Origin of the sequence: Noviherbaspirillum humi (assembly GCF_900188095.1) — a bacterium.
GTDB classification, from domain to species: domain Bacteria; phylum Pseudomonadota; class Gammaproteobacteria; order Burkholderiales; family Burkholderiaceae_D; genus Noviherbaspirillum; species Noviherbaspirillum humi.
Genome location: NZ_FZOT01000021.1, coordinates 38,598 through 57,839 on the forward strand (window position 1 = coordinate 38,598; position 19,242 = coordinate 57,839).

Below are 19,242 nucleotides of genomic sequence, written 5' to 3' on the forward strand. Positions count from 1 at the left end.
ATCAGCGGCTCATGAAGCGCGGCTGGACGAAGCCCTCTGGCGGGCGCGCCGTTGCGGCAGCCAAGTCGGCCTGGCCCGCATTGATGTCGACCGATTCAAGCAGGTCAACGACACTTCCGGCCTTGTCACCGGCGATGAATTCATCAAGATCCTGGAAAGCGTTGGCGGCGCCGAGGAAGCCGGGAAGGTCGCGTTCAAATTCTAGATGCCTTCAAGCAGCGCTTCATCGTCGATGGCCATGTGCATGGCGTCTCCGCCAGCATGGCATCGCCATCGGGCGGGACAGTGGCGTTCCCCGGCTTTCCCGCCGCGCCGGCGAGGCGCTGTATCAGGCCAGGCAAGCCGGGTGCGGACGCCGCCACTTGCCGAAGGCGCGACAAGACAGGTGTCGCGTTTCATCCCCGCCGCCACAGCTTGCCGTGGTTGTCATCATCCTGTCATCCGCCGTAATTAATCTTTCGACAAGTCGCCCATGCCGTGCATCGCTGCACGGCAGGTGTAAAAGCCCAACTTGTTGAGCAGAGCAACCGAGCCTTCGCGGCTCGGTCAGGCCTGCGATTCGACCATGCCATCACCCGCCACCACTTCGCTTTCGACCCTGGCCTTCCTCCCGCCTGGCGCTTTCGAGCCGCAATCCCCATCGGCGCCCGGCGTCATCAAGCAGTCACCCGCCGGGCCGACGGGTCCAGGGCCGGGATGGCTGACCGCTGCCATGCGCGTCGTCCTGGGCGCCTACATCGGCTACAACCTGCCCGATTGGTACAAATGGATGACCGACCGGCCGTCCTTTTTCGAGATTACCGAGGATGGCGGCTGCAATCCCGCCGAACTGGCCGGCGGCTACCTGACCAGCCTCGGGCAGAACCAGCTGGACGCGGCGCTCAAGGCCGTGCCGCCGCGGCGCTATCGATGGACCGCGCCGAACGGCTATGGCATCGAACTTCTTCAGGGCAGCAGCAAGGACGGCATCAGCTACCAGCTCATATTGCGCGAGCCGGGCGGAAGAACGCACAAGCTGCCGATGGTGGTGAACCGCAAGCAGGCGAAGCTGAGCCTGGGCAGCCTGCCCTTGACCATTCATGGCGAAAATTTCGGCAAGTTGGACCTCGCGCTCGGGATGACGCCTTTTGGGTTGAAGGAAGTCGAGTTCAGAATCACGAGCCCGGACGGCCATGTGACCGTTTTCAAGCTCAAGCCCTCGCCCTGCGAACTCAACACCGATGCCGACCGGCAGGCGAAGCTCAACCTCGGCAGCCAGGCCGACGCCGGCCGCTGGGCCACCCTGCATCTCGCCCGCGCCGCCAAGGCCGGCGGTGGTGCGCTGGGGCCGGCGCTGCTCGATGTGCTGCTGCGCATCCGCCCCGGACCGGGTGGCCTCTATCGCAACCATGGCGTGGCCGCGCTCGACGTGCTCACCGTCGCGCTGAATGCATTGCGCCAATCCGGCGTTGACATGCGAGGGCTGGAAGCGATTCAGCGCACGGCGGCAGGCGGCAATGGCGTCGCCTACGCCAAGGCACGCGTGGACGCGCAGCGCTGGCTGCAGGCGCGGCTGGCGGAGCAGATCCGCGCCGGCCGGATCGATCCGCTATTGCTGCGCAATGCTTATGGCATCAACTTCGGCGTGCCGGACATCGCGCTGGCCGCCGGAAAGGCCGGTCCGGTCAGGCGCGAGGGCAAATCGACAAGCGTGGGAAAGGAGAAAGTAGAGCTGCCTTGGCGGAGTCTGGTGCTGGCCATGGCGCCCTATAAAGTGCGGCAGACTCGCGATGGTCGGCTGTTTGTCGGCATTGCGCCAGACGCCATGGGTTTCAACGAAGCCATGGCCCGGCTCGCAGCAGCATTGCATGTGGATGCGCCAAGCCTGCGCTGGGCGGCAGCGAATCTCAGTATTGGCGGCGCTCGAATCAACGGCGTGGTGGTGGAAGCGCGGCGCTATTGAGATGAGCCTGAACTCGGAAAGGCGAATCCAGTCAGCCAACCATCAACTCGACGTGCGTTAGCAGCCGAAGTGGGACTCATTGATGAAGATGCAGGGACAAGGGGCTCCAAATGATGCGATTGATCTTATCGTTGGTTGATCAAACTTTTGGGGGCTTCCATGAATACGATTCGCCTCAATTCTGGAGCCCTTTTCAAGAAATCCGCCGCTGAAATGAGTCGATTTTGCTTCTCGTCGTAAAACATAAGCGTAAGCGAGTTATTCGCTTCAGGTCGAAAGGTTGGCTTGAACCCTTTCGGTACCCGCCACGCCGTCCAGTTGGAACGCTGCCCTGAAGTCTCACCGAGCTTGGCCTCCAAAACATACTGATCTGACCCGAGATGTTTGATGCACAGGACCGAGCGATTTCCAGTTTTTCCTTCAAACGTAAGATATATTTCTCTGACTGGCTTCGCATTGGAGCTATTGGCCGTTTCATTGTAGAACGCTACGGAAACTGGATTGGCGTCGATGCCATTGGTCCCATTCGGCGAGAGATTGATGTCAAATTTTTTCTCGCTTGTCTCTTGAACGCTGTTCTCCAAACGCCGAAGTATTGAGTCGAGATCAAGTTTGTGTGGACTTACCTTGAATTGGGTTCTTTCATTTTTCTTTGTCGCCAATCCGGTGAACGAAGAAGAATGGATTGGTTCACCGTTGAACCCTGGAGCGCTTGATCGATGGTGACTCTGATCGATCAAGTGGTATGGGTAAGGTTCCATGTTGAATTGCGAGATCGCGTATTTCATTTCCTGTTATTGACGTTTAACGGCTGTCTCGTCAAGCATCCATGTCGTCATAAGATCGGCGGCATCAAGCAAGTGGGCCGGGCCAGCGTTGCCAGGCTGGTCTTTGTGCCGCCATATCCACCCGACCTGACGCCGGTTGAAGCATGCTTGGCGAAGCTGAAGGAAGTGCAACGAGGGCTGAGTAGCCGTACCCCCAGGCACTGGACGAAGCCATCGGAAAACCCATCTACAAAATCGGCGATTAGCCGAATCGTGGCTGGCTCCGGCACCCGGGGCATCCATTGCAGTAACTTGTCAACCGCTATGATTTGCAGTGAATTTACCGCTTCAGGGCCGGGTTATTGAGCGTATCAAATAGGTTTGGCGCTTCTTTTTCGAACAGATCTTTGGCAGGAATCGCTTGGTTTGTTTTCATGTTTTTGAACATGAGCGTGAGGCTCCCCTTCTCTCCACGATTGAAGTACGGTACGTATTCTTTTGGGAGGGTCCATACAAAAGTGCGTAGCGGTGTATTTGTAACTATAGCCCCATTACTCACGGTTATTACATACCGATCACCGCTGCTTTTTTGGATGAACACTTCCGGCGAAGTATCGGATGAAGGTGGTCCTTGGAAACTGATGCTAATCGCCCTGACTGGGCTGCTAGACTTATGATAGGGATCGGTGTAATAAACCGCCACTGAAGCTGGATGTTTTTCAATTTCAAGAGACTCATTAAGCGAAAGATTGATGTTGACCCCATCGCGTCCCCACATGTTCGAGGGAAGCTTCAAAGCAGCGCCCATGGTGTCCAGCGCGGTTTTCGCTTTTCCGTAATTTGTTGGGCGGGTCCTATTTCTTTGCACAGTTGATTGAGCGATCAAAGATCGATCAGCCGGGTTGTCTCTTAAATTGGAATTATTTCCAAGCGAAGGCAGTCCACGCTGTGAAAGCGGTTGCTGCGATGCCAGACTTTGAATTGTGAGAGAGCTCATTGTTTCCCCTGAAGTTAAGACATAAAAGGTATCGATTGGATTTGGTGCTTTGACTTTTCCTTTGTGCCGCTTTTCAAAATGATTGCCTCAGCAATCAGCAGCACAGATTGTCTAGGAAGCAAAAATTGATCCAAATCCTATTGAATGATTGAGCCAGCGGTTGGCCAAAAACCGCATGAGTGCGGCAATGGCAGGCCGCTCCTGGTTGCCCGCGCGCCGCCTCGGCCGAATCCGTGCATGACTGCTGCGAGATTTGAGAATACTCAGCGTCGCCGGCTTCATGCTGCTGCATGGCCCCTGTTTGGATCGATTCTCCGATTGCGGTAACGCTTGTGCCGCTCTGAAGGGTTTGGATGTACAACAATATGCTTTACCGAAAACGGCGCTAACCTTTTCCTGCAAGCATGCTGTTGTCGAGAGGACAGGCGCAGCGTCTTGACCGACCGAGCGGGCGTTGTTCAGGGGTACGCTCAATCGACGCGTTTCGCCGAGGCTGCTAACCATGAGGACGGTCTCGGCCCACCGTTACATGGCGTTACATCGGCTCGCGCTGCGCCTGCTAGAGTGCAGGCATCAATCTGCTGGAGTCTTTCGTTGTCAAAGAAGTCATCGTCCCCCAAGTCCGGCAAGCGCCGCGGCTGGCTGGCCAGCGTCGCGCTGGGCAGCGTGGCCTTGGTCGCCCTTGCCGCCCTGCTGCTGGTCGGATACCTCTCGCTGATCGTCATGCCCAGCCTGCCGGCGCTGGATACGCTGGTGGACTATCGCCCCAAGATGCCGCTGCGGGTGTACACCGCCGACAACGTGCTGATCGGCGAATTCGGCGAGGAGCGGCGCGACTTCGTGCCCATCGCCGAGATGCCGCAGGTGATGAAGCAGGCGCTGCTGGCGATCGAGGATGACCGCTTTTACCAGCATGGCGGGGTGGACTACACCGGCATCCTGCGCGCCGGCCTCGCCAACCTTCGCTCCAGCCGCTCGCAAGGCGCCTCCACCATCACCATGCAGGTGGCGCGCACCTTCTTCCTGTCGCGCCAGAAGACCTACGGCCGCAAGCTGCACGAGATCGCGCTGGCCTACCAGATCGAAAGCCGGCTCTCCAAGGATCAGATCCTGGAGCTGTACATGAACCAGATCTATCTCGGCGAGCGCGCCTACGGCTTCGGCAGCGCGGCGCGGGCCTATTTCGGCAAGCCGGTGCAGCGCGTCAGCCTGGCCGAAGCGGCCATGCTGGCCGGCCTGCCGAAGGCGCCGGCCAGCATCAACCCGGTGGTGAATCCCGCCCGGGCCAAGCAGCGCCAGCAGGCGGTGCTCAAGCGCATGCGTGACCTCGGGTATATCAGCGATGCCCAGTACCAGCAGGCGAAGCAGGAAAACCTGGTGGTGCGCGGCGAGCGGCGCCGCTTCGGCGTACATGCGGAATACGTGGCCGAGATCGCGCGCCAGTACATGGCGGCGCAGTACAAGGACGACGTCTATACCCACGGCTACAGCGTCTACACCACGCTCTCCAGCACCGAGCAGCAGGCGGCCTATGAGGCGGTGCGGCGCGGCGTGCTCGACTACGACCGGCGCCATGGCTACCGCGGACCGGAGGACATCATCGACCTGCCGCAGGATGCCGACGACCGCGAGCAGGCCATCGCCGAAGTGCTGCAAAAGCATCCCGACAGCGATGACCTGCAGGCGGCGGTGGTGTTGTCCGCCACCCCGCGCATGGTGCGGGCGGCGCTGGCCTCCGGCGAGGAGGTGGAGGTGAGCGGCGAAGGGCTGCGCCTGGCTGCTTCCGCGCTGACCGGCAAGGGCAGCAACCGCATCCGGCCCGGCGTGGTGATCCGGGTGGTGCGCGACGCGAAGAAGAAATGGGCGATCACGCAGTTGCCCGAAGTCGCCGCGGCGCTGGTGGCCCTGGATGCGCGCGACGGCTCGGTGCGCGCCATGGTCGGCGGCTTCGACTTCGGCCTGAACCAGTTCGACCATGTGGGCCAGGCCTGGCGTCAGCCGGGCTCCACCATCAAGCCCTTCATCTACTCGGCGGCGCTGGAAAAGGGCTTCTTTCCGGGCAGCGTGATCAACGACGCGCCGCTGATGCTGAATGCCGGCGACGCCGGCGGCCAGGCCTGGAATCCCCAGAACGACGATGGCCGCTTCGACGGCCCGGTGACGATGCGCACCGGCTTGAAGCGTTCCAAGAATCTGGTGTCGATCCGCATCCTGCAAGCGATCACGCCGGCCTATGCGCAGCAGTACCTGACCCGCTTCGGCTTCGAGCAGGACAAGCATCCCGCCAATCTCACCATGACGCTCGGCACCGGTTCGGTGACGCCGATGCAGATGGCCAGCGCCTATGCCGTATTCGCCAACGGCGGCTACCAGGTCCCGCCCTTCCTGATCAGCAAGGTGTTGAACAATCAGGGCCAGGTGCTGAGCGAATTCGCGCATATCCGCGCCGGCGATGAAGCCAACCGGGTGCTGGATGCGCGCAATGCCTACCTCATGGACAGCATGATGCGCGACGTGGTCACCAGCGGCACTGGCGCCGCCGCCAGCCAGCGCCTGGGCCGTCGCGACATCGCCGGCAAGACCGGCACCACCAATGAATCGATGGATGGCTGGTTCGCCGGCTACGGCGGCGATACCGTGGCGGTGGCCTGGATGGGCTTCGACAAGCCCCGATCGCTCGGCGACAAGGAGTTCGGCGGCACCGTGGCGCTGCCGATCTGGGTGGATTACATGCGGGCGGCGCTGAAGGGCAAGCCGCAATCCCAGCGCAGCATGCCGGGCGGCCTCGTCCAGCTCGACGGCGATTTCATCTATCAGGAATACGCCGCCGGCAATGCCGTGCGGTCCGTCGACGTGGAGGACAACCGCAGCCTGTGGGACCGCCTGTTCGGCCGCCCGGCCCAGCCGACGATACCCATCGTGCCGATGCCATCGGGCGGCCGTCAGCCTGGACAGGCGCCCGACCCGCACATGTACGGCGGCTGATTCGGCAGCGGCGCTTAACTGGCGGCCGGGTCAGCCGACCGCCTGCAGCCGCAGCCAGGCGCGCGGCGACATGCCGGTGCGTTCGGCGAAGGCGCGGCTGAACACCGGCTGGCTGCTGTAGCCGCTCTCCACCGATACCGACTTCACCGGCTTGCCCCGCATGAGCAATTCCTTGGCCAGTTGCAGGCGGCGGTCGGTCACATAGTCCCCCGGCGTCTGCCCCACCACGCGGTGGAAATGCGCGGCGAACTTGCTGCGCGACATGCCGGCCAGCGCCGCCAGCGTCTCCAGGCGCCATGCCGCCTGGGGCTGCTCATGGACGGCGCTCAGGGCCCGCGCCAGCCCGCCGTCGGCAAGGCCTGCCAGCATGCCGGACGACAGCCGGCCGCTGGCCAATTCATGGCGCAGCATCTGCACGATCAGCACGTCGCACAAGCGGTCGAGGATGATGTCCTGGCCGGCGCCGCCACCGCCGGCTTCGCCGAACAGCAGATCCAGCGTCTGCCCCAGCCGCGGCGCCTGCGCCAGCGGGACATGAAAGAAGTCGGGCAAGGCCCGGATGAGCGGATTGGCGACGCCGCCATCGAAGGAGATGGCGGCGCACAGCAGCTGCGCTTCCTTTCCCGGCACCACAAGCCGGTGGCTCATGCCGCGCGGGTAATACGCCACCGTCGGTTGTTCGACCTGCAGCGGCGGCCCCTGCTCATGCTCGAACACCACGCAACCCGAACGCACCACATGCAGATGGCCGGCTTTGCCGTCCTCGACAAACTCGTTCGCCCCGCAGAATCCGCCGTTGTAGAAAACCCTGGCATGCAGTGCCTGCCGTCCGAGCAGTGGAGAGATTCTGTCCATGGGTTGATGAAGGGATGGGAGGAAAAGGGATGAATCGCAGACGAAATGCAATGTTTCAGTATGGCAATTATGCCGCAATTCGTCACAATGGCACATCCTTCATTCAGGCGACCTTCGACCCATCCCGGGCGCAGCGGCCGTCATTCCCTCATGAGTGATCGCGACAAGCGCTTGCCGATCAGGCAAGTCCCGGGAAGACATCGGAGACCATCATCATGACGAACCACGACCACCTACACCTCGCCGCGGCCTACCGCCAGGCGGACCGCCTGATGCTCTGGGCGATCTGGGGACTATTTGCCATCAGCCTCGGCCTTGCGCCGCTGCACGACACCTGGCGCTGGGCCTTCCTGCTCGGCCTGCCGATGGCGCTGGCGCCGAGCGCCCTGATCCTGCTGCGGCCGGGCGCCTTTCCGACGCGGGCCCTGGCGGCAGCCAGCCTGATGGCCTTCGAGGCGCTGCACATTCACCAGGCCGCCGGCGTCACCGAGGCGCATTTCGGCGTGTTCGTGCTGCTCGCCTTCCTCGTCGTGTACCGAGACTGGCGGGTGGTGCTGGTGGCGTCGGGGGTCATCGCCGTCCATCATTTGTCGTTCAGCTATCTGCAGGAATGGGGCTATGGCGTCATCTGCTTCACCCGTCCCGGCCTGGCGGAGGTCGTCCTGCATGCGGCGTACGTGGTGGTGGAAGCGGGCGTGCTTTGCTATGTGTCGCTGCTGCTTCATCGCGAAGCGCTGCGATCGGCGGAGTTGAACCGGCGCGTGGGCCAGCTCGCCGCCGGAGACGGCTTGATCGACCTGCGGCCGGCGCCGCAATCCACCCGCAGCGATGCCGGCCGGGCGCTGGAAGACCTGGTCGGCGTGCTGCACGGCGCCATCGCAGCCGTGCAGCAGGGGTCCTTCGCCATCTCCGATGCGGCGCGCGACATCGCCGAGGGCAATGCCGACTTGTCGGCCCGCACGCAGCGGCAGTCGGAGGCGCTGATCGCCACCGCCGGCTCGATGCAGCAGATGACGGAGGCGGTGCGCGGCAACGCCAACAGCGCGCGCCAGGCCAATGCGCTGGCGCAGTCGGCATCCGACGTGGCGCTGCGCGGCGGCGAGGTGGTGTCGCGCGTGGTGCAGACCATGGATTCGATCGACGCCTCGGCGCGCAAGATCACCGACATCATCGGCGTGATCGACGGAATTGCCTTCCAGACGAATATTCTGGCGCTGAACGCGGCGGTGGAGGCGGCCCGCGCCGGCGAGCAGGGCAGGGGGTTTGCCGTGGTGGCGGCCGAAGTGCGCAGCCTGGCCCAGCGCTCGGCCGCCGCCGCCAAGGACATCAAGCGCCTGATCGAGGATTCGGTCGACAAGGTGCAGACCGGTACCCGGCTGGTGGCCGATGCCGGCACGACGATGGAAGACATCGTGGCCGGGATCGGCCGCGTCACCGGCATCATGGGCGATATCCTGGCGTCGAGCGAGGCGCAGAGCCGCGGCATCGAGCAGGTTAATGCGGCGCTGCGCGACATGGATGGCGTGGCCCAGGAAAACGCCGCCCTGGTGGAACAGGCGTCGCATGCCGCGCAGGGCCTGAGCGAGCAGGCGCAGCGCCTGGTGCAGGTCGTGCAGGTGTTCCGGCTCGCTGCCGAGGGCGCGCAGGTTCGCATGCCGGCCAGGCCCGCGGCTCCTGCGTTGCCCGCGGCGCTTGCCAGGGCTGCGCCGCGCGTTCGCATCGGCATGGCTTGAAGGCGGGGCAATATCGGCGGCTGCCGCGCAGGCGCCGCGGATGCTAATCTATCCCTCCTGATGCGCCCGCCGGATGGCGGGCGCTTGCCGCCAACGCATTCCCCCTCCCGGACCCGCCATGCTCGATCTGCTGATACACGACGCCACCTTCCCCGACGGCCGCACCCGCATGGGCGTGGCGGTGCGCGAGGGCCGCATCGTCGACGTGCGGGAAGGATTGTCGCCATCGGACGCGACGGCGCGGCGGATTGTGGATGCTCGGGGCCAGCTGCTGAGCACGCCTTTCGTCGATGCCCATTTCCACATGGACGCCACGCTCAGCTACGGCCTGCCGCGCGTGAACCAGAGCGGCACCCTGCTGGAGGGCATTGCGCTGTGGGGCGAACTCAAGCCGCTGCTGGCGCAGGAAGCGCTGATCGAGCGGGCGATGACCTACTGCGACTGGGCGGTGGCGCGCGGCCTGCTCGCCATCCGCACCCATGTCGACATCTGCGATCCGAGCCTGCTGGCGGTGGAGGCGCTGCTGGAAGTCAGGCGCCGGGTGGCGCCCTATCTCGATCTGCAGCTGGTGGCCTTTCCGCAGGATGGCGTGCTGCGCGCGCCGAACGCATTCGAGAACCTGAAGCGCGCGCTGGCCATGGGCGTGGACGTCGTCGGCGGGATTCCGCATTTCGAGCGCACCATGGCCGATGGCGCGCTCAGCGTGAAGCTGCTGTGCGAGCTGGCGGCGGAGCAGGGCAGGATGGTGGACATGCATTGCGACGAGAGCGACGATCCGCTGTCGCGCCATGTCGAGACGCTCGCCTATGAAACCCAGCGGCTCGGCCTGCAGGGTCGGGTCACCGGCTCGCACCTGACCTCCATGCACAGCATGGACAACTACTACGTCAGCAAGCTGATCCCGCTGATGGCGGAAGCGGGGCTGAATGCGATTGCCAATCCGCTCATCAACATCACCCTGCAGGGCCGGCACGATACCTACCCGAAGCGGCGCGGCATGACCCGCGTGCCGGAGCTGATGGCGGCCGGCCTGACGGTGGCCTTCGGCCATGACTGCGTGATGGATCCCTGGTACGGCCTCGGCAGCGCCAGCATGCTGGAAGTGGCTCACATGGGCTTGCATGTGGCGCAGATGACCGGCCAGCAGGCGATGCGGCAATGCTTCGACGCGGTCACCGTCAACCCGGCGCGCATCCTCGGCCTGGATCATGTCGGCCTGGAAGCGGGCAGGGCGGCCAGCTTCGTGCTGCTGCAGGCGCGCGATCCGATCGAGGCGATCCGGCTGCGCGCGCCCTGCCTGCAGGTGTATTCGCGCGGCAGGCTGGTGGCGGAAAATCCGCCGCAGGAAGCGACGCTGCACCTGCCGGGGCGGCCGCAGCGCACCACCTTCCAGACCGGGACCTGAGGCGGTTCGCCCATCGTCCTCGTCCTGCACGGAACTTTCCTCCGATCATGAAACGCCGCGTCCAAGCGGCGCCCGCCCGCATCCACGCTGAAATCCGTTTTTTCCGCTGAAAGCCTTTTGAAAGGCTGGAATCGCTATAGTGCGCGCCGACCCGACCGGTTGTGGCGGCTTCGTTGCGGCCGACCGGCTTTCGGCTTTCCGCCTTTTCGGCGCGGCGCGGAGCCCGCCACAATGCTGCCTCACGAGACGTTCACATGCTCACTCTGCTCGCCTATTCGATGGTCGTGGTCTTCATGTTCCTCATCATGACCAAGCGGCTGCCGGCCCTGACGGCCCTCATCCTCGTGCCCATCGCCTTCGCCCTGATGGGCGGCTTCGGCAAGGACCTGGGTCCGATGATGCTGTCCGGCATCAAGAACCTGGCGCCGACCGGCATCATGCTGATGTTCGCCATCCTCTACTTCGGCATCATGATCGATGCCGGCCTGTTCGATCCGGTGGTGCGCAAGATCCTGAAGCTGGTGCATGGCGACCCGATGAAGATCGTGGTCGGCACCGCCGTGCTGGCCATGATCGTCTCCCTCGACGGCGACGGCTCCACCACCTACATGATCACCGTGTCGGCCATGCTGCCGCTCTACCAGCGCCTCGGCATCAACCGCATGGTGCTGGCCTGCGTCATCATGCTGGCCGGCGGCGTGTTCAACATCCTGCCCTGGGGCGGCCCGACGGCGCGCGCCGCCAGCGCCCTCGGCGTCGATGTCGGCGCCATCTTCGTGCCGATGATTCCGGCCATGATCTTCAGCGCCGCCTGGGTGCTGTTCGTCGCCTGGATGCTGGGCAAGAAGGAACGCGCCCGCCTCGGCACCATCGCCATGCCCGGCGCCGGTTCCGGCGAACAGCCCTCGGCAAGCCTGGTGAGGCTGAGCGACCCCGCGACCGCGCGTCCGCACCTGCTGTGGGTGAATGCCGGCCTTACCGTCGCCCTGCTCGGCCTGCTGATCTGGGGCGCCTTCCCGCTGCCGGTCCTGTTCATGGTCGCCTTCGCCATCGCCATCGTGATCAACTACCCGCAGCTGGACGAGCAGAAGGAGCGCATCGCCACCCATGCCGCCAATGCCTTGCCGGTGGTGGCGCTGATCTTCGCCGCCGGCGTGTTCGTCGGCATCCTGTCCGGCACCAAGATGGTGGATGCCATCGCCCACAGCGTGATCGAAGCGATTCCGCCCTCGCTCGGGCCCTACATGGCGACCGTGACCGGCATCCTCAGCATACCGTTCACCTTCTTCATCTCCAACGATGCCTTCTATTTCGGCGTCGTGCCCATCCTGGCCAAGGCCGCCGCGGTGTACGGCATCAGCGCCGCCGAGATCGGCCGCGCCTCCATCGTCGGCCAGCCGGTGCACCTGCTGAGCCCGCTGGTGGCCTCAACCTACCTGCTGGTGGGCATGGCCAAGGTCGAGTTCGGCGACCACCAGCGCTACACCCTGATGTGGTCGCTGTCGGCATCGGTGGTGATGTTCCTCGGCGCGATGCTGTGCGGCGTGATTCCGTTCGTGATGCGCTGACTTCATTCTCGCTTCATTGCCCCGCGCACTTCCTCCGCAATATCGAAGAATGCCCGGGTGAGTGCGCTCGGCTCGTTCGCCCGGCGGACCAGGGCAAAGTGAGTGAGGGCCTGAGCGGACTCGATCAATCGTAACCGGGTCCCCTTTATGTCGATGCTGCCGAATACCTCGGGCAGTATCGAAATGCCGCATCCTGCCGCGACCAGCCCGATGATGGTGGCCGCTTCGCGCGCTTCCATCACCACCTTGGGCTCGAATCCCGCCTCGGTGCACAGGCGAAAGATATAAGGGTTCAGGGTGGTTCCCTCGTCGCGCGGAATCATGATGAACTCCTCGTTCCTGAGATCGCCGATGTCGATCCGGGCGGCCGTTGCCAGGCGATGTTTCTCGGGCAGGAAAACGGCGAGCTGGTGGTTCTGCAGCTTCATCAGCGCCAGGTTGGGCGGAACATCGAGTTCCAGCGGGCGTATGAAACCGATATCGAGCGCGTAGTCGTGAAGCGCCTCGACCTGCAGCAATGTCGGTATCTCCCGCAACACCAGGTTCACCTTCGGAAACTTGCGCCGATAGGCGTTGATGATCTTGGGAAAAATCGGGGTGAACGCGGCCGATTTTATGAAGCCGATCTTCAGCTCGCCCATTTCGCCCCGTTCCACCCGTCGGGCGGCATCGGCGGCGCTCGCCGACAAGGCGAGAATCTTCTGCGCGTCCTGCAGGAAGGTCCTTCCCGCCTCAGTGAGCCTGATGGATCGCTTGGAGCGATCGAACAGGATCGCGCCGATTTCTTCTTCCAGCGCCTGGATCTGCTGGCTCAGCGGCGGCTGGCCGATGTGCAGCCGCTCCGCGGCCCGCGTGAACGACAGCTCTTCCGCAACGGCAACGAAATATCGCAGGTGGCGCAGCTCCATGAGACCTATCTTTTTAAAATATGGAATTACGATAAAAGATATATTAGACGGATAGGTTGCGCAACCCTATGATAGGCCCACTGACCCTGCCTACAATCAAAGGAGACCGCCATGTCAAACGTGGGCCTGCGCATCAATGAAAGCATCGTCCGTCCCGAGAAAAGCCTGATCGAACAATTCCGGGGCCTGCCCGTCGCGAACATCGGCGACAGCATCAACCGCACGTTCTGCCTGAACGCCGCCATCCGGCCGTTCAACGACAATCCCCTGCTCGGTCCGGCGCTGACCGTGAAAGTGCGGCCCGGCGACAATCTCCTGCTGCACAAGGCGCTCGACATGGCCAAGCCCGGCGACATCATCGTGGTCGACGGGCAGGGCGAAACCGCGAACGCGCTCATCGGCGAGCTGATGGTGCTGTGGGCCATCAAGCTCGGCATCGGCGGCTTTGTCATCGATGGCGCGATCCGCGATGTCACCCGCCTGCGTTCCGTCGGCATTCCCGTCTATGCGGCCGGCGTCACGCCCGCCGGTCCCTACAAGGACGGACCGGGTGAAATCAATCATCCGGTGGTGTGCGGCGGCGTCGTGGTGAACCCCGGCGATATCGTGGTGGGCGATGCGGACGGCATCGTCGTCATCCAGCCCCAGGACGCCAAGGCGGTGCTCGAAAAGGCCAGGGCCAAGTCGCAAGCCGAGCAGCAGACGCTCATCGACATCGAGAACGGCAGCTGGGACAGGACGTGGGTCGACGCGGCGCTGAAAGAAAAAGGCTGCGGCGGGATTCGATAAGGCGCCGCCATGCCGACGCATGCCGAACCCATGGACGCCACTGATCGCGCCGGGAAGGCGCCCGCGATCCCGGCGCCGGCCAAGCCGGCCCGACGACTGCGCAAGGTATTGTGCCTGGACGATTTCGAGGTGCTGGCACGGTCGCATCTTCCCCACCCCATCTTCGGCTACATCGCCGGCGCGGCGGAGACCAATGCGTCGCTGCGCTTCAACCAGGACAGCTTCCAGCGATATGCGTTCGTGCCGAGCGTCATGGTCGATGTCTCGACGCGCTCGCAGGCGGTGGAACTGTTCGGGCGCACCTACGCCTCCCCCTTCGGCATCGCCCCCATGGGCTTGAGCGCGCTGTCGGCCTATCGCGGCGACATCGTGATGGCGCAGGCGGCGGACCAGGCCGGCGTCCCGATGATCATGAGCGGATCGTCCCTGATCCGCCTGGAAGAAGTGGCGCAGGCATCGAGGAGCACCTGGTTCCAGGCGTATCTGCCAGGCCACGCCGACCAGATCACGGCGCTGATCGAACGGGTCGGGCGCGCCGGCTTTTCCACGCTGGTCATCACGGTGGACACGCCGGCGGCGGCGAACCGGGAGAACAACGTGCGCGCCGGCTTTTCCACGCCCCTGCGCCCGACGCCGCGCCTGGCCTGGGATGGCCTCACCCGGCCTTCCTGGCTGTTCGGCACCTTCCTGCGCACGCTGCTCAAGCATGGCATGCCGCATTTCGAAAACAATTATGCGATCCGCGGCGCGCCCATCCTGTCGCCCACCGTGGTGAGGGACTTCTCGGACCGCGGCCACTTCACCTGGGAACACCTGAAGCGCATCCGTGCGCAATGGCAGGGACCGCTGGTGATCAAGGGCGTGCTCAACCGGAACGACGCCATCAGCGCCTGCCGGGCGGGCGTCGACGGCATCATCGTCTCGAATCACGGCGGCCGCCAGCTCGATGGCAGCGTCGCGCCCCTGCGCATGCTGCCGGACATCGTCGAGGCAGCGGGGAACATCCCGGTCATGCTGGACAGCGGCGTCAGGCGCGGCTCCGATGTCCTGAAAGCGATGGCCCTGGGCGCACGCATGGTCTTCGTCGGCCGGCCGTTTGCCTATGCCGCCGCGGTTGCCGGCAAGGATGGCGTCGGCCACGGCATCCGGCTCCTGAGCGAAGAAGTGTCCCGCAACATGGCGATGCTCGGCATCCGCCGCCTGGCCGACATGACCGCCGACAGGCTGGTGCTTGCCGACGACTTTCGGCCGCCCATCATCTGAAGCCAACAACAAGGAAGGATTAGCCATGGCAGTGCAAAAGAAGGTGGTCCGCTCGGGCACCTGGACCAACCCTATCTTCGACAAGATGCTCGGCGAGCAGCCCGGCATCGATCTGGACGTGTTCAAGATCGCGGGCGCCGATGAGGAGGCGTGGGCAAAGCTGGCGCAGGCCCATGTGTATCACGTGTTCGCGGCCAAAGATGAATTGCCGCGCCACTGGCACGTGACCGCAGACTTGCTGCGCCGGTGCCCGAACCTGCTTCTCGTGTCCTCGTCCGGCGCAGGCTATGACACGATCGACGTCGACGCCTGCACGGCGGCCGGCGTGGCGGTGGTGAACCAGGCGGGGGGCAATGCGATGTCGGTTGCCGAGCAAACCATCGGCCTGCTCATCGGCGTTTCCCGGCGCCTGATGGAGCAGGATCGCGGCTTGCGCGAAGGGCGGAAGTTCAGTCGGGAAGACGTGATGGGACACGACATCGGCGGCCGCACCATCGGACTGGTGGGCATGGGCCATATCGGCACAGCGGTAGCGAGGCTGGCGCGCGCCTTCAACATGACCGTGCTGGCATATGACCCCTACCTGAACGCCGAAGAGATCGCGCGACGCGGCGCCGCCGCCGCGACCTTTGAAGAATTGCTGTCCCGGTCGGACATCGTTTCCCTGCATTGCCCCCGGACGAAGGAAACGACCCGGATGTTCGACGCGCAGGCGTTTGCCGGCATGCGCCCAGGCGCCCTGTTCATCACCACCGCGCGGGGCGGCATCCATGACGAGGCGGCGCTGTTCGATGCGCTCAAGTCCGGCCATCTCGCGGGCGCCGGCCTGGACGTGTGGGATTTCGAGCCCCCGCCCGCCGATCATCCGCTGCTGAGCCTGCCGAACGTGGTCGCCAGCCACCATACCGCGGGCGTTTCCCATGAAGCGCGGTACAACATCGCCAAGGTCGCGGCGGAACAGATCCTCGAGGTCCTCGACGGCGAAAGGCCGGCGCGGCTGATCAACCCCGAAGTGTGGCCGGTCTATGCGAAGCGGTTCGCGCACGCACTGCAATCGGCAGCAAACGCCTGATTAACGCTCGGTACGGCGCCGCATCCCGCTTGCGCCGCATCCCGCATGAAGAGAAGCACCATCCAATAAACAGGAGACAGATCATGTTCAATCCGGCACGTCGATCCACGATGCAGACCATTCTCAAATCCCTTGTCGTCGGGACGGCGCTGGCGGCTTCCGCCGCTCATGGCGTTGCAGCGGCAGCCGACGCCAATGACTATCCGAACAAGCCGATCAACCTGATCGTCGCCTACGCGCCGGGCGGCGGCTCCGACCTGATCGTGCGCTTGCTCGCGATCTATATGCAGAAGGAACTCGGGCCCAACGCCAAGATCGTCGTGTCGAACAAGCCCGGCGCGGGCGGGGCCATCGGCTTCACCGAACTGGCGCGGTCGGCGCCGGACGGCTACACCATCGGCCTCATCAATACGCCTAACGTGCTGACGATTCCGATCGAGCGGCAAACCAGCTTCACCTGGCAGAGCTTCGACCTGCTCGGCAACATCGTGGACGATCCGGACAACTTTGCCGTCCATGCCGATAACCCGATCAAAACGCTGCAGGATCTGGTCAAGCATGCCAAGGCCCATCCCGGCGCGGTCAGCGTCGGCACCACGGGTACCGGGTCGGACGACCACCTGGCGATGCTGTCCCTCGAAAAAGCGGCGAACATCAAGCTGAACCATGTTCCGTACAAAGGGGCCGCGGAGGTGCGCACCGCGCTGGCCGGCAAACAGATCGACGTCGCGGCGGTGAACATCGGCGAGGCCTTGCAGTTCCAGAAGGGCGGCACCAATCTGCGCAACCTGGGGGTCATGAGCGAGGCGCGCTCCAAGCTTGCGCCGGAACTGCCCACTTTCAAGGAACAGGGCTACGACATCAATCTCAACTCCCTGCGCGGCATGGCCGCGCCCAAGGGTCTCCCCGTGGAAATCCGCGAACGCCTGGTCAAGGCAACGGAACGCGCGATCGCCAATCCGGAGTTCCAGAGCAAGGCTGCCCAGATGTTCGCGCCGCTGCGCTACCTGCCCCCTGCGAAGTACGAGGCCGAACTTCGTGATGCAGAGGTCCAGTTCCGACAGCTTTGGAAAGAATCCCCATGGGTGGAAAAATGAAGCAGTCTGAAGCCGGGCCGATGGCTGGCGAAGATTTCCTCCAGCGGTGCCGTGGGATCGTCGGCCCGGGTAATGTGATCACCGGCCAGGATGACATGGCCCCTTATCTCACCGACTGGCGGGGCCGCTATACCGGCAATGCAGTGGCCGTGGTGCGTCCCGCCACGACACAGGAAACCGCCGCCCTCGTTGCGCTGTGCGCGCAGGCAAGGGTGCCGGTCGTCCCTCAGGGAGGAAACACCGGCCTGGTGGCCAACAGCGTGCCTGACCAGAGTGGACAAGCCGTCGTGGTGTCCCTCAAGCGCCTGAACCGCATTCGCGGCGTCGATCTGGTGAACAACACGATCACGGTCGAAGCCGGCTGTATCCTCGAAGAGATCCAGAACGCGGCGAGCGATGCCGGCCGCCTGTTCCCGCTATCGCTGGCAGCGGAGGGGAGCTGCACCATCGGCGGCAACCTGGCAACCAATGCCGGCGGCACCGCCGTGCTCCGCTACGGGAATGCGCGCGACCTCTGCCTCGGCGTTGAAGTCGTCAACGCGCAGGGCGACATCTGGGATGGCCTGCGCGGCCTGCGCAAGGACAATACCGGCTATGACCTGCGGGATCTGTTCATCGGCGCGGAGGGCACGCTCGGCATCATTACCGCCGCCGTGCTGAAGCTGTATCCCCTCCCCAAGGCGCAGGTGACCGCCCTGGTCGGGCTGCAGTCGCCGCAGGCTGCCCTGGAACTGCTCAGCCTTGCGCAGGAAACCTGTGCCGCGGGACTGACCGGGTTCGAATTGATGTCGCGTTTCAGCCTGGATCTGGTCACCCGGCATTTTCCGCAGATGCGCATCGGGCTTTCCGAAGAATTTCCCCAGTACGTCTTGCTGGAAATATCCGACAGCGAGTCGGAGGCGCATGCCACCGGGCTGCTGGAGGCGCTGGTGTCCGAGGCGATGGAGCGCGAGCTGCTCGGCGATGCCATCGTTGCCTCCTCCATCGCGCAATCGAAGGCGCTGTGGAGCCTGCGCGAGCACATCACCCTGGCGCAGGCCATCGAGGGGAAGCATGTCAAGCATGACGTCTCGGTGCCGATTTCCCGGATCGCCGAATTCATCCGCGAGACCGACGCGCTGTTGCAGGAAGCGTTTCCGGGGATACGCCTGGTGACGTTCGGCCACCTCGGCGACGGCAATCTCCATTACAACGCATCGGCGCCGGAGGGCGTCGCGGATGACGTCTTCATCCAGGGGCAGGAAGCGATCAACCGGATCGTGCATGACAGCACCCATCGTTTCGGCGGCTCCATTTCCGCAGAGCACGGCCTCGGCACGCTCAAGCGCGACGAAATCAAGCGGTACAAGTCGGCGGTCGAACTTCGGATGATGACGGCGATCAAGTCGGCCCTCGATCCGCTGAACCTTATGAACCCCGGAAAGATGATCTAGCCGGGTCCCCGATTGCCGCTTCATGCTGCTTACCCAAGCCTGGAGCGGCGGGCAGCATGCGACTCCGTGGGCAGGGCTGCCGAATCATAGGGCTCAACCTCGTCTCGAGGCGGGCACCATCGTTGTGCCGGCGCACCGCGCCGTTTTCATCAATAAGGGGAGAGTGACCCATGAAAGTCCTGGTTCCAGTCAAGCGCGTGGTCGACTACAACGTCAAGGTGCGGGTGAAGTCGGATGGCACCGGCGTGGATATCGCCAACGTCAAGATGTCGATGAACCCGTTCGACGAGATCGCGGTGGAAGAAGCCACCCGCCTGAAAGAAGGCGGCAAGCTCACCGAAGTCGTGGCCGTGTCCTGCGGCGTGACCCAGTGCCAGGAAACCCTGCGCACCGCCATGGCCATCGGCGCCGACCGCGGCATCCTGGTC

General features: G+C 63.9%; 16 protein-coding genes. 12 read left to right on the top strand and 4 right to left on the bottom strand.

Features of this window, described 5'->3' with window-relative positions; genetic code table 11:
- Positions 1-22 precede the first annotated feature (22 nt).
- Both CHB88_RS25720 and CHB88_RS21310 read left to right on the top strand, forming a co-directional pair.
- Complete coding sequence (locus CHB88_RS25720; protein ID WP_281255038.1) at positions 23-205, top strand: diguanylate cyclase domain-containing protein; 183 nt, start codon at positions 23-25, stop codon at positions 203-205.
- Between the two features lie 360 nt (positions 206-565).
- On the top strand, positions 566-1,942 hold the full coding sequence (locus tag CHB88_RS21310) for a hypothetical protein (RefSeq protein WP_143131401.1): 1,377 nt from the start codon (positions 566-568) through the stop codon (positions 1,940-1,942).
- Positions 1,943-2,067: 125 nt separating this feature from the next.
- Here the strand turns inward: CHB88_RS21310 and CHB88_RS24845 are convergent, their stop codons facing one another.
- On the bottom strand, positions 2,068-2,730 hold the full coding sequence (locus CHB88_RS24845) for a hypothetical protein (RefSeq protein WP_176442593.1): 663 nt from the start codon (positions 2,728-2,730) through the stop codon (positions 2,068-2,070).
- Positions 2,731-3,049: 319 nt separating this feature from the next.
- Positions 3,050-3,706, bottom strand: coding sequence for a hypothetical protein (locus tag CHB88_RS24850; protein ID WP_143131403.1), 657 nt, complete (start codon positions 3,704-3,706; stop codon positions 3,050-3,052).
- A 594-nt stretch (positions 3,707-4,300) separates the two neighbouring features.
- Here CHB88_RS24850 and CHB88_RS21315 point away from each other — a divergent pair.
- Entirely contained in the window at positions 4,301-6,691 is a 2,391-nt protein-coding gene (locus CHB88_RS21315; RefSeq protein ID WP_425436143.1) for a penicillin-binding protein 1A, read from the top strand.
- 30 nt (positions 6,692-6,721) lie between these two features.
- Here CHB88_RS21315 and CHB88_RS21320 read toward each other — a convergent pair whose 3' ends face one another.
- A complete protein-coding gene (locus CHB88_RS21320) occupies positions 6,722-7,546 on the bottom strand; it encodes a helix-turn-helix transcriptional regulator (RefSeq protein WP_176442594.1) in 825 nt (274 codons plus the stop codon).
- Between the two features lie 215 nt (positions 7,547-7,761).
- On the opposite strand from CHB88_RS21320, the gene CHB88_RS25920 reads away from it, so the two are divergent.
- The 3 genes from CHB88_RS25920 to CHB88_RS21335 all read left to right on the top strand — a co-directional run bounded on the left by CHB88_RS25920 (position 7,762) and on the right by CHB88_RS21335 (position 12,252).
- Positions 7,762-9,279, top strand: a complete 1,518-nt coding sequence (locus CHB88_RS25920; RefSeq protein ID WP_281255037.1) for a methyl-accepting chemotaxis protein — start codon at positions 7,762-7,764, stop codon at positions 9,277-9,279.
- A 118-nt stretch (positions 9,280-9,397) separates the two neighbouring features.
- Positions 9,398-10,684, top strand: coding sequence for an amidohydrolase family protein (locus tag CHB88_RS21330; protein ID WP_089401369.1), 1,287 nt, complete (start codon positions 9,398-9,400; stop codon positions 10,682-10,684).
- A 254-nt stretch (positions 10,685-10,938) separates the two neighbouring features.
- Positions 10,939-12,252 (top strand): CitMHS family transporter, encoded by a 1,314-nt coding sequence (locus tag CHB88_RS21335; RefSeq protein WP_089401370.1) that lies wholly within the window; start codon positions 10,939-10,941, stop codon positions 12,250-12,252.
- A 2-nt stretch (positions 12,253-12,254) separates the two neighbouring features.
- On the opposite strand, the gene CHB88_RS21340 is transcribed toward CHB88_RS21335, so the two are convergent.
- Positions 12,255-13,160, bottom strand: a complete 906-nt coding sequence (locus CHB88_RS21340) for a LysR substrate-binding domain-containing protein (RefSeq protein WP_089401371.1) — start codon at positions 13,158-13,160, stop codon at positions 12,255-12,257.
- A gap of 111 nt (positions 13,161-13,271) precedes the next feature.
- On the opposite strand from CHB88_RS21340, the gene CHB88_RS21345 reads away from it, so the two are divergent.
- The 6 genes from CHB88_RS21345 to CHB88_RS21370 all read left to right on the top strand — a co-directional run.
- Positions 13,272-13,949 carry an RraA family protein gene (locus CHB88_RS21345; protein ID WP_089401372.1) on the top strand — a complete coding sequence of 226 codons (678 nt, stop codon included), beginning with the start codon at positions 13,272-13,274 and terminating at the stop codon, positions 13,947-13,949.
- Positions 13,950-13,958: 9 nt separating this feature from the next.
- A complete protein-coding gene (locus tag CHB88_RS21350) occupies positions 13,959-15,212 on the top strand; it encodes an alpha-hydroxy acid oxidase (RefSeq protein WP_425436144.1) in 1,254 nt (417 codons plus the stop codon).
- A gap of 31 nt (positions 15,213-15,243) precedes the next feature.
- Complete coding sequence (locus CHB88_RS21355) at positions 15,244-16,284, top strand: hydroxyacid dehydrogenase (RefSeq protein ID WP_089401383.1); 1,041 nt, start codon at positions 15,244-15,246, stop codon at positions 16,282-16,284.
- Between the two features lie 110 nt (positions 16,285-16,394).
- Positions 16,395-17,381, top strand: coding sequence for a tripartite tricarboxylate transporter substrate binding protein (locus CHB88_RS21360; protein WP_425436146.1), 987 nt, complete (start codon positions 16,395-16,397; stop codon positions 17,379-17,381).
- Complete coding sequence (locus CHB88_RS21365) at positions 17,366-18,814, top strand: FAD-binding oxidoreductase (RefSeq protein ID WP_245845140.1); 1,449 nt, start codon at positions 17,366-17,368, stop codon at positions 18,812-18,814. The genes CHB88_RS21360 and CHB88_RS21365 overlap by 16 nt, the downstream gene beginning before the upstream one ends.
- 170 nt (positions 18,815-18,984) lie before the next feature.
- A partial coding sequence (locus CHB88_RS21370; protein WP_425436145.1) for an electron transfer flavoprotein subunit beta/FixA family protein occupies positions 18,985-19,242 on the top strand: 258 nt, incomplete at its 3' end.

Excerpts from the sequence above, each read along its gene's own strand:
- CHB88_RS21310 (WP_143131401.1), top strand. The coding sequence starts at position 566 with ATGCCATCACCCGCCACCACTTCGCTTTCGACCCTGGCCTTCCTCCCG.
- CHB88_RS25920 (WP_281255037.1), top strand. The coding sequence starts at position 7,762 with ATGACGAACCACGACCACCTACACCTCGCCGCGGCCTACCGCCAGGCG.
- CHB88_RS21330 (WP_089401369.1), top strand. The coding sequence starts at position 9,398 with ATGCTCGATCTGCTGATACACGACGCCACCTTCCCCGACGGCCGCACC.
- CHB88_RS21335 (WP_089401370.1), top strand. The coding sequence starts at position 10,939 with ATGCTCACTCTGCTCGCCTATTCGATGGTCGTGGTCTTCATGTTCCTC.
- CHB88_RS21360 (WP_425436146.1), top strand. The coding sequence starts at position 16,395 with ATGCAGACCATTCTCAAATCCCTTGTCGTCGGGACGGCGCTGGCGGCT.
- CHB88_RS24845 (WP_176442593.1), bottom strand. The coding sequence starts at position 2,730 with ATGAAATACGCGATCTCGCAATTCAACATGGAACCTTACCCATACCAC.
- CHB88_RS21320 (WP_176442594.1), bottom strand. The coding sequence starts at position 7,546 with ATGGACAGAATCTCTCCACTGCTCGGACGGCAGGCACTGCATGCCAGG.
- CHB88_RS21345 (WP_089401372.1), top strand. The coding sequence starts at position 13,272 with ATGTCAAACGTGGGCCTGCGCATCAATGAAAGCATCGTCCGTCCCGAG.
- CHB88_RS24850 (WP_143131403.1), bottom strand. The coding sequence starts at position 3,706 with ATGAGCTCTCTCACAATTCAAAGTCTGGCATCGCAGCAACCGCTTTCA.
- CHB88_RS21340 (WP_089401371.1), bottom strand. The coding sequence starts at position 13,160 with ATGGAGCTGCGCCACCTGCGATATTTCGTTGCCGTTGCGGAAGAGCTG.
- CHB88_RS21350 (WP_425436144.1), top strand. The coding sequence starts at position 13,959 with ATGCCGACGCATGCCGAACCCATGGACGCCACTGATCGCGCCGGGAAG.
- CHB88_RS21365 (WP_245845140.1), top strand. The coding sequence starts at position 17,366 with ATGGGTGGAAAAATGAAGCAGTCTGAAGCCGGGCCGATGGCTGGCGAA.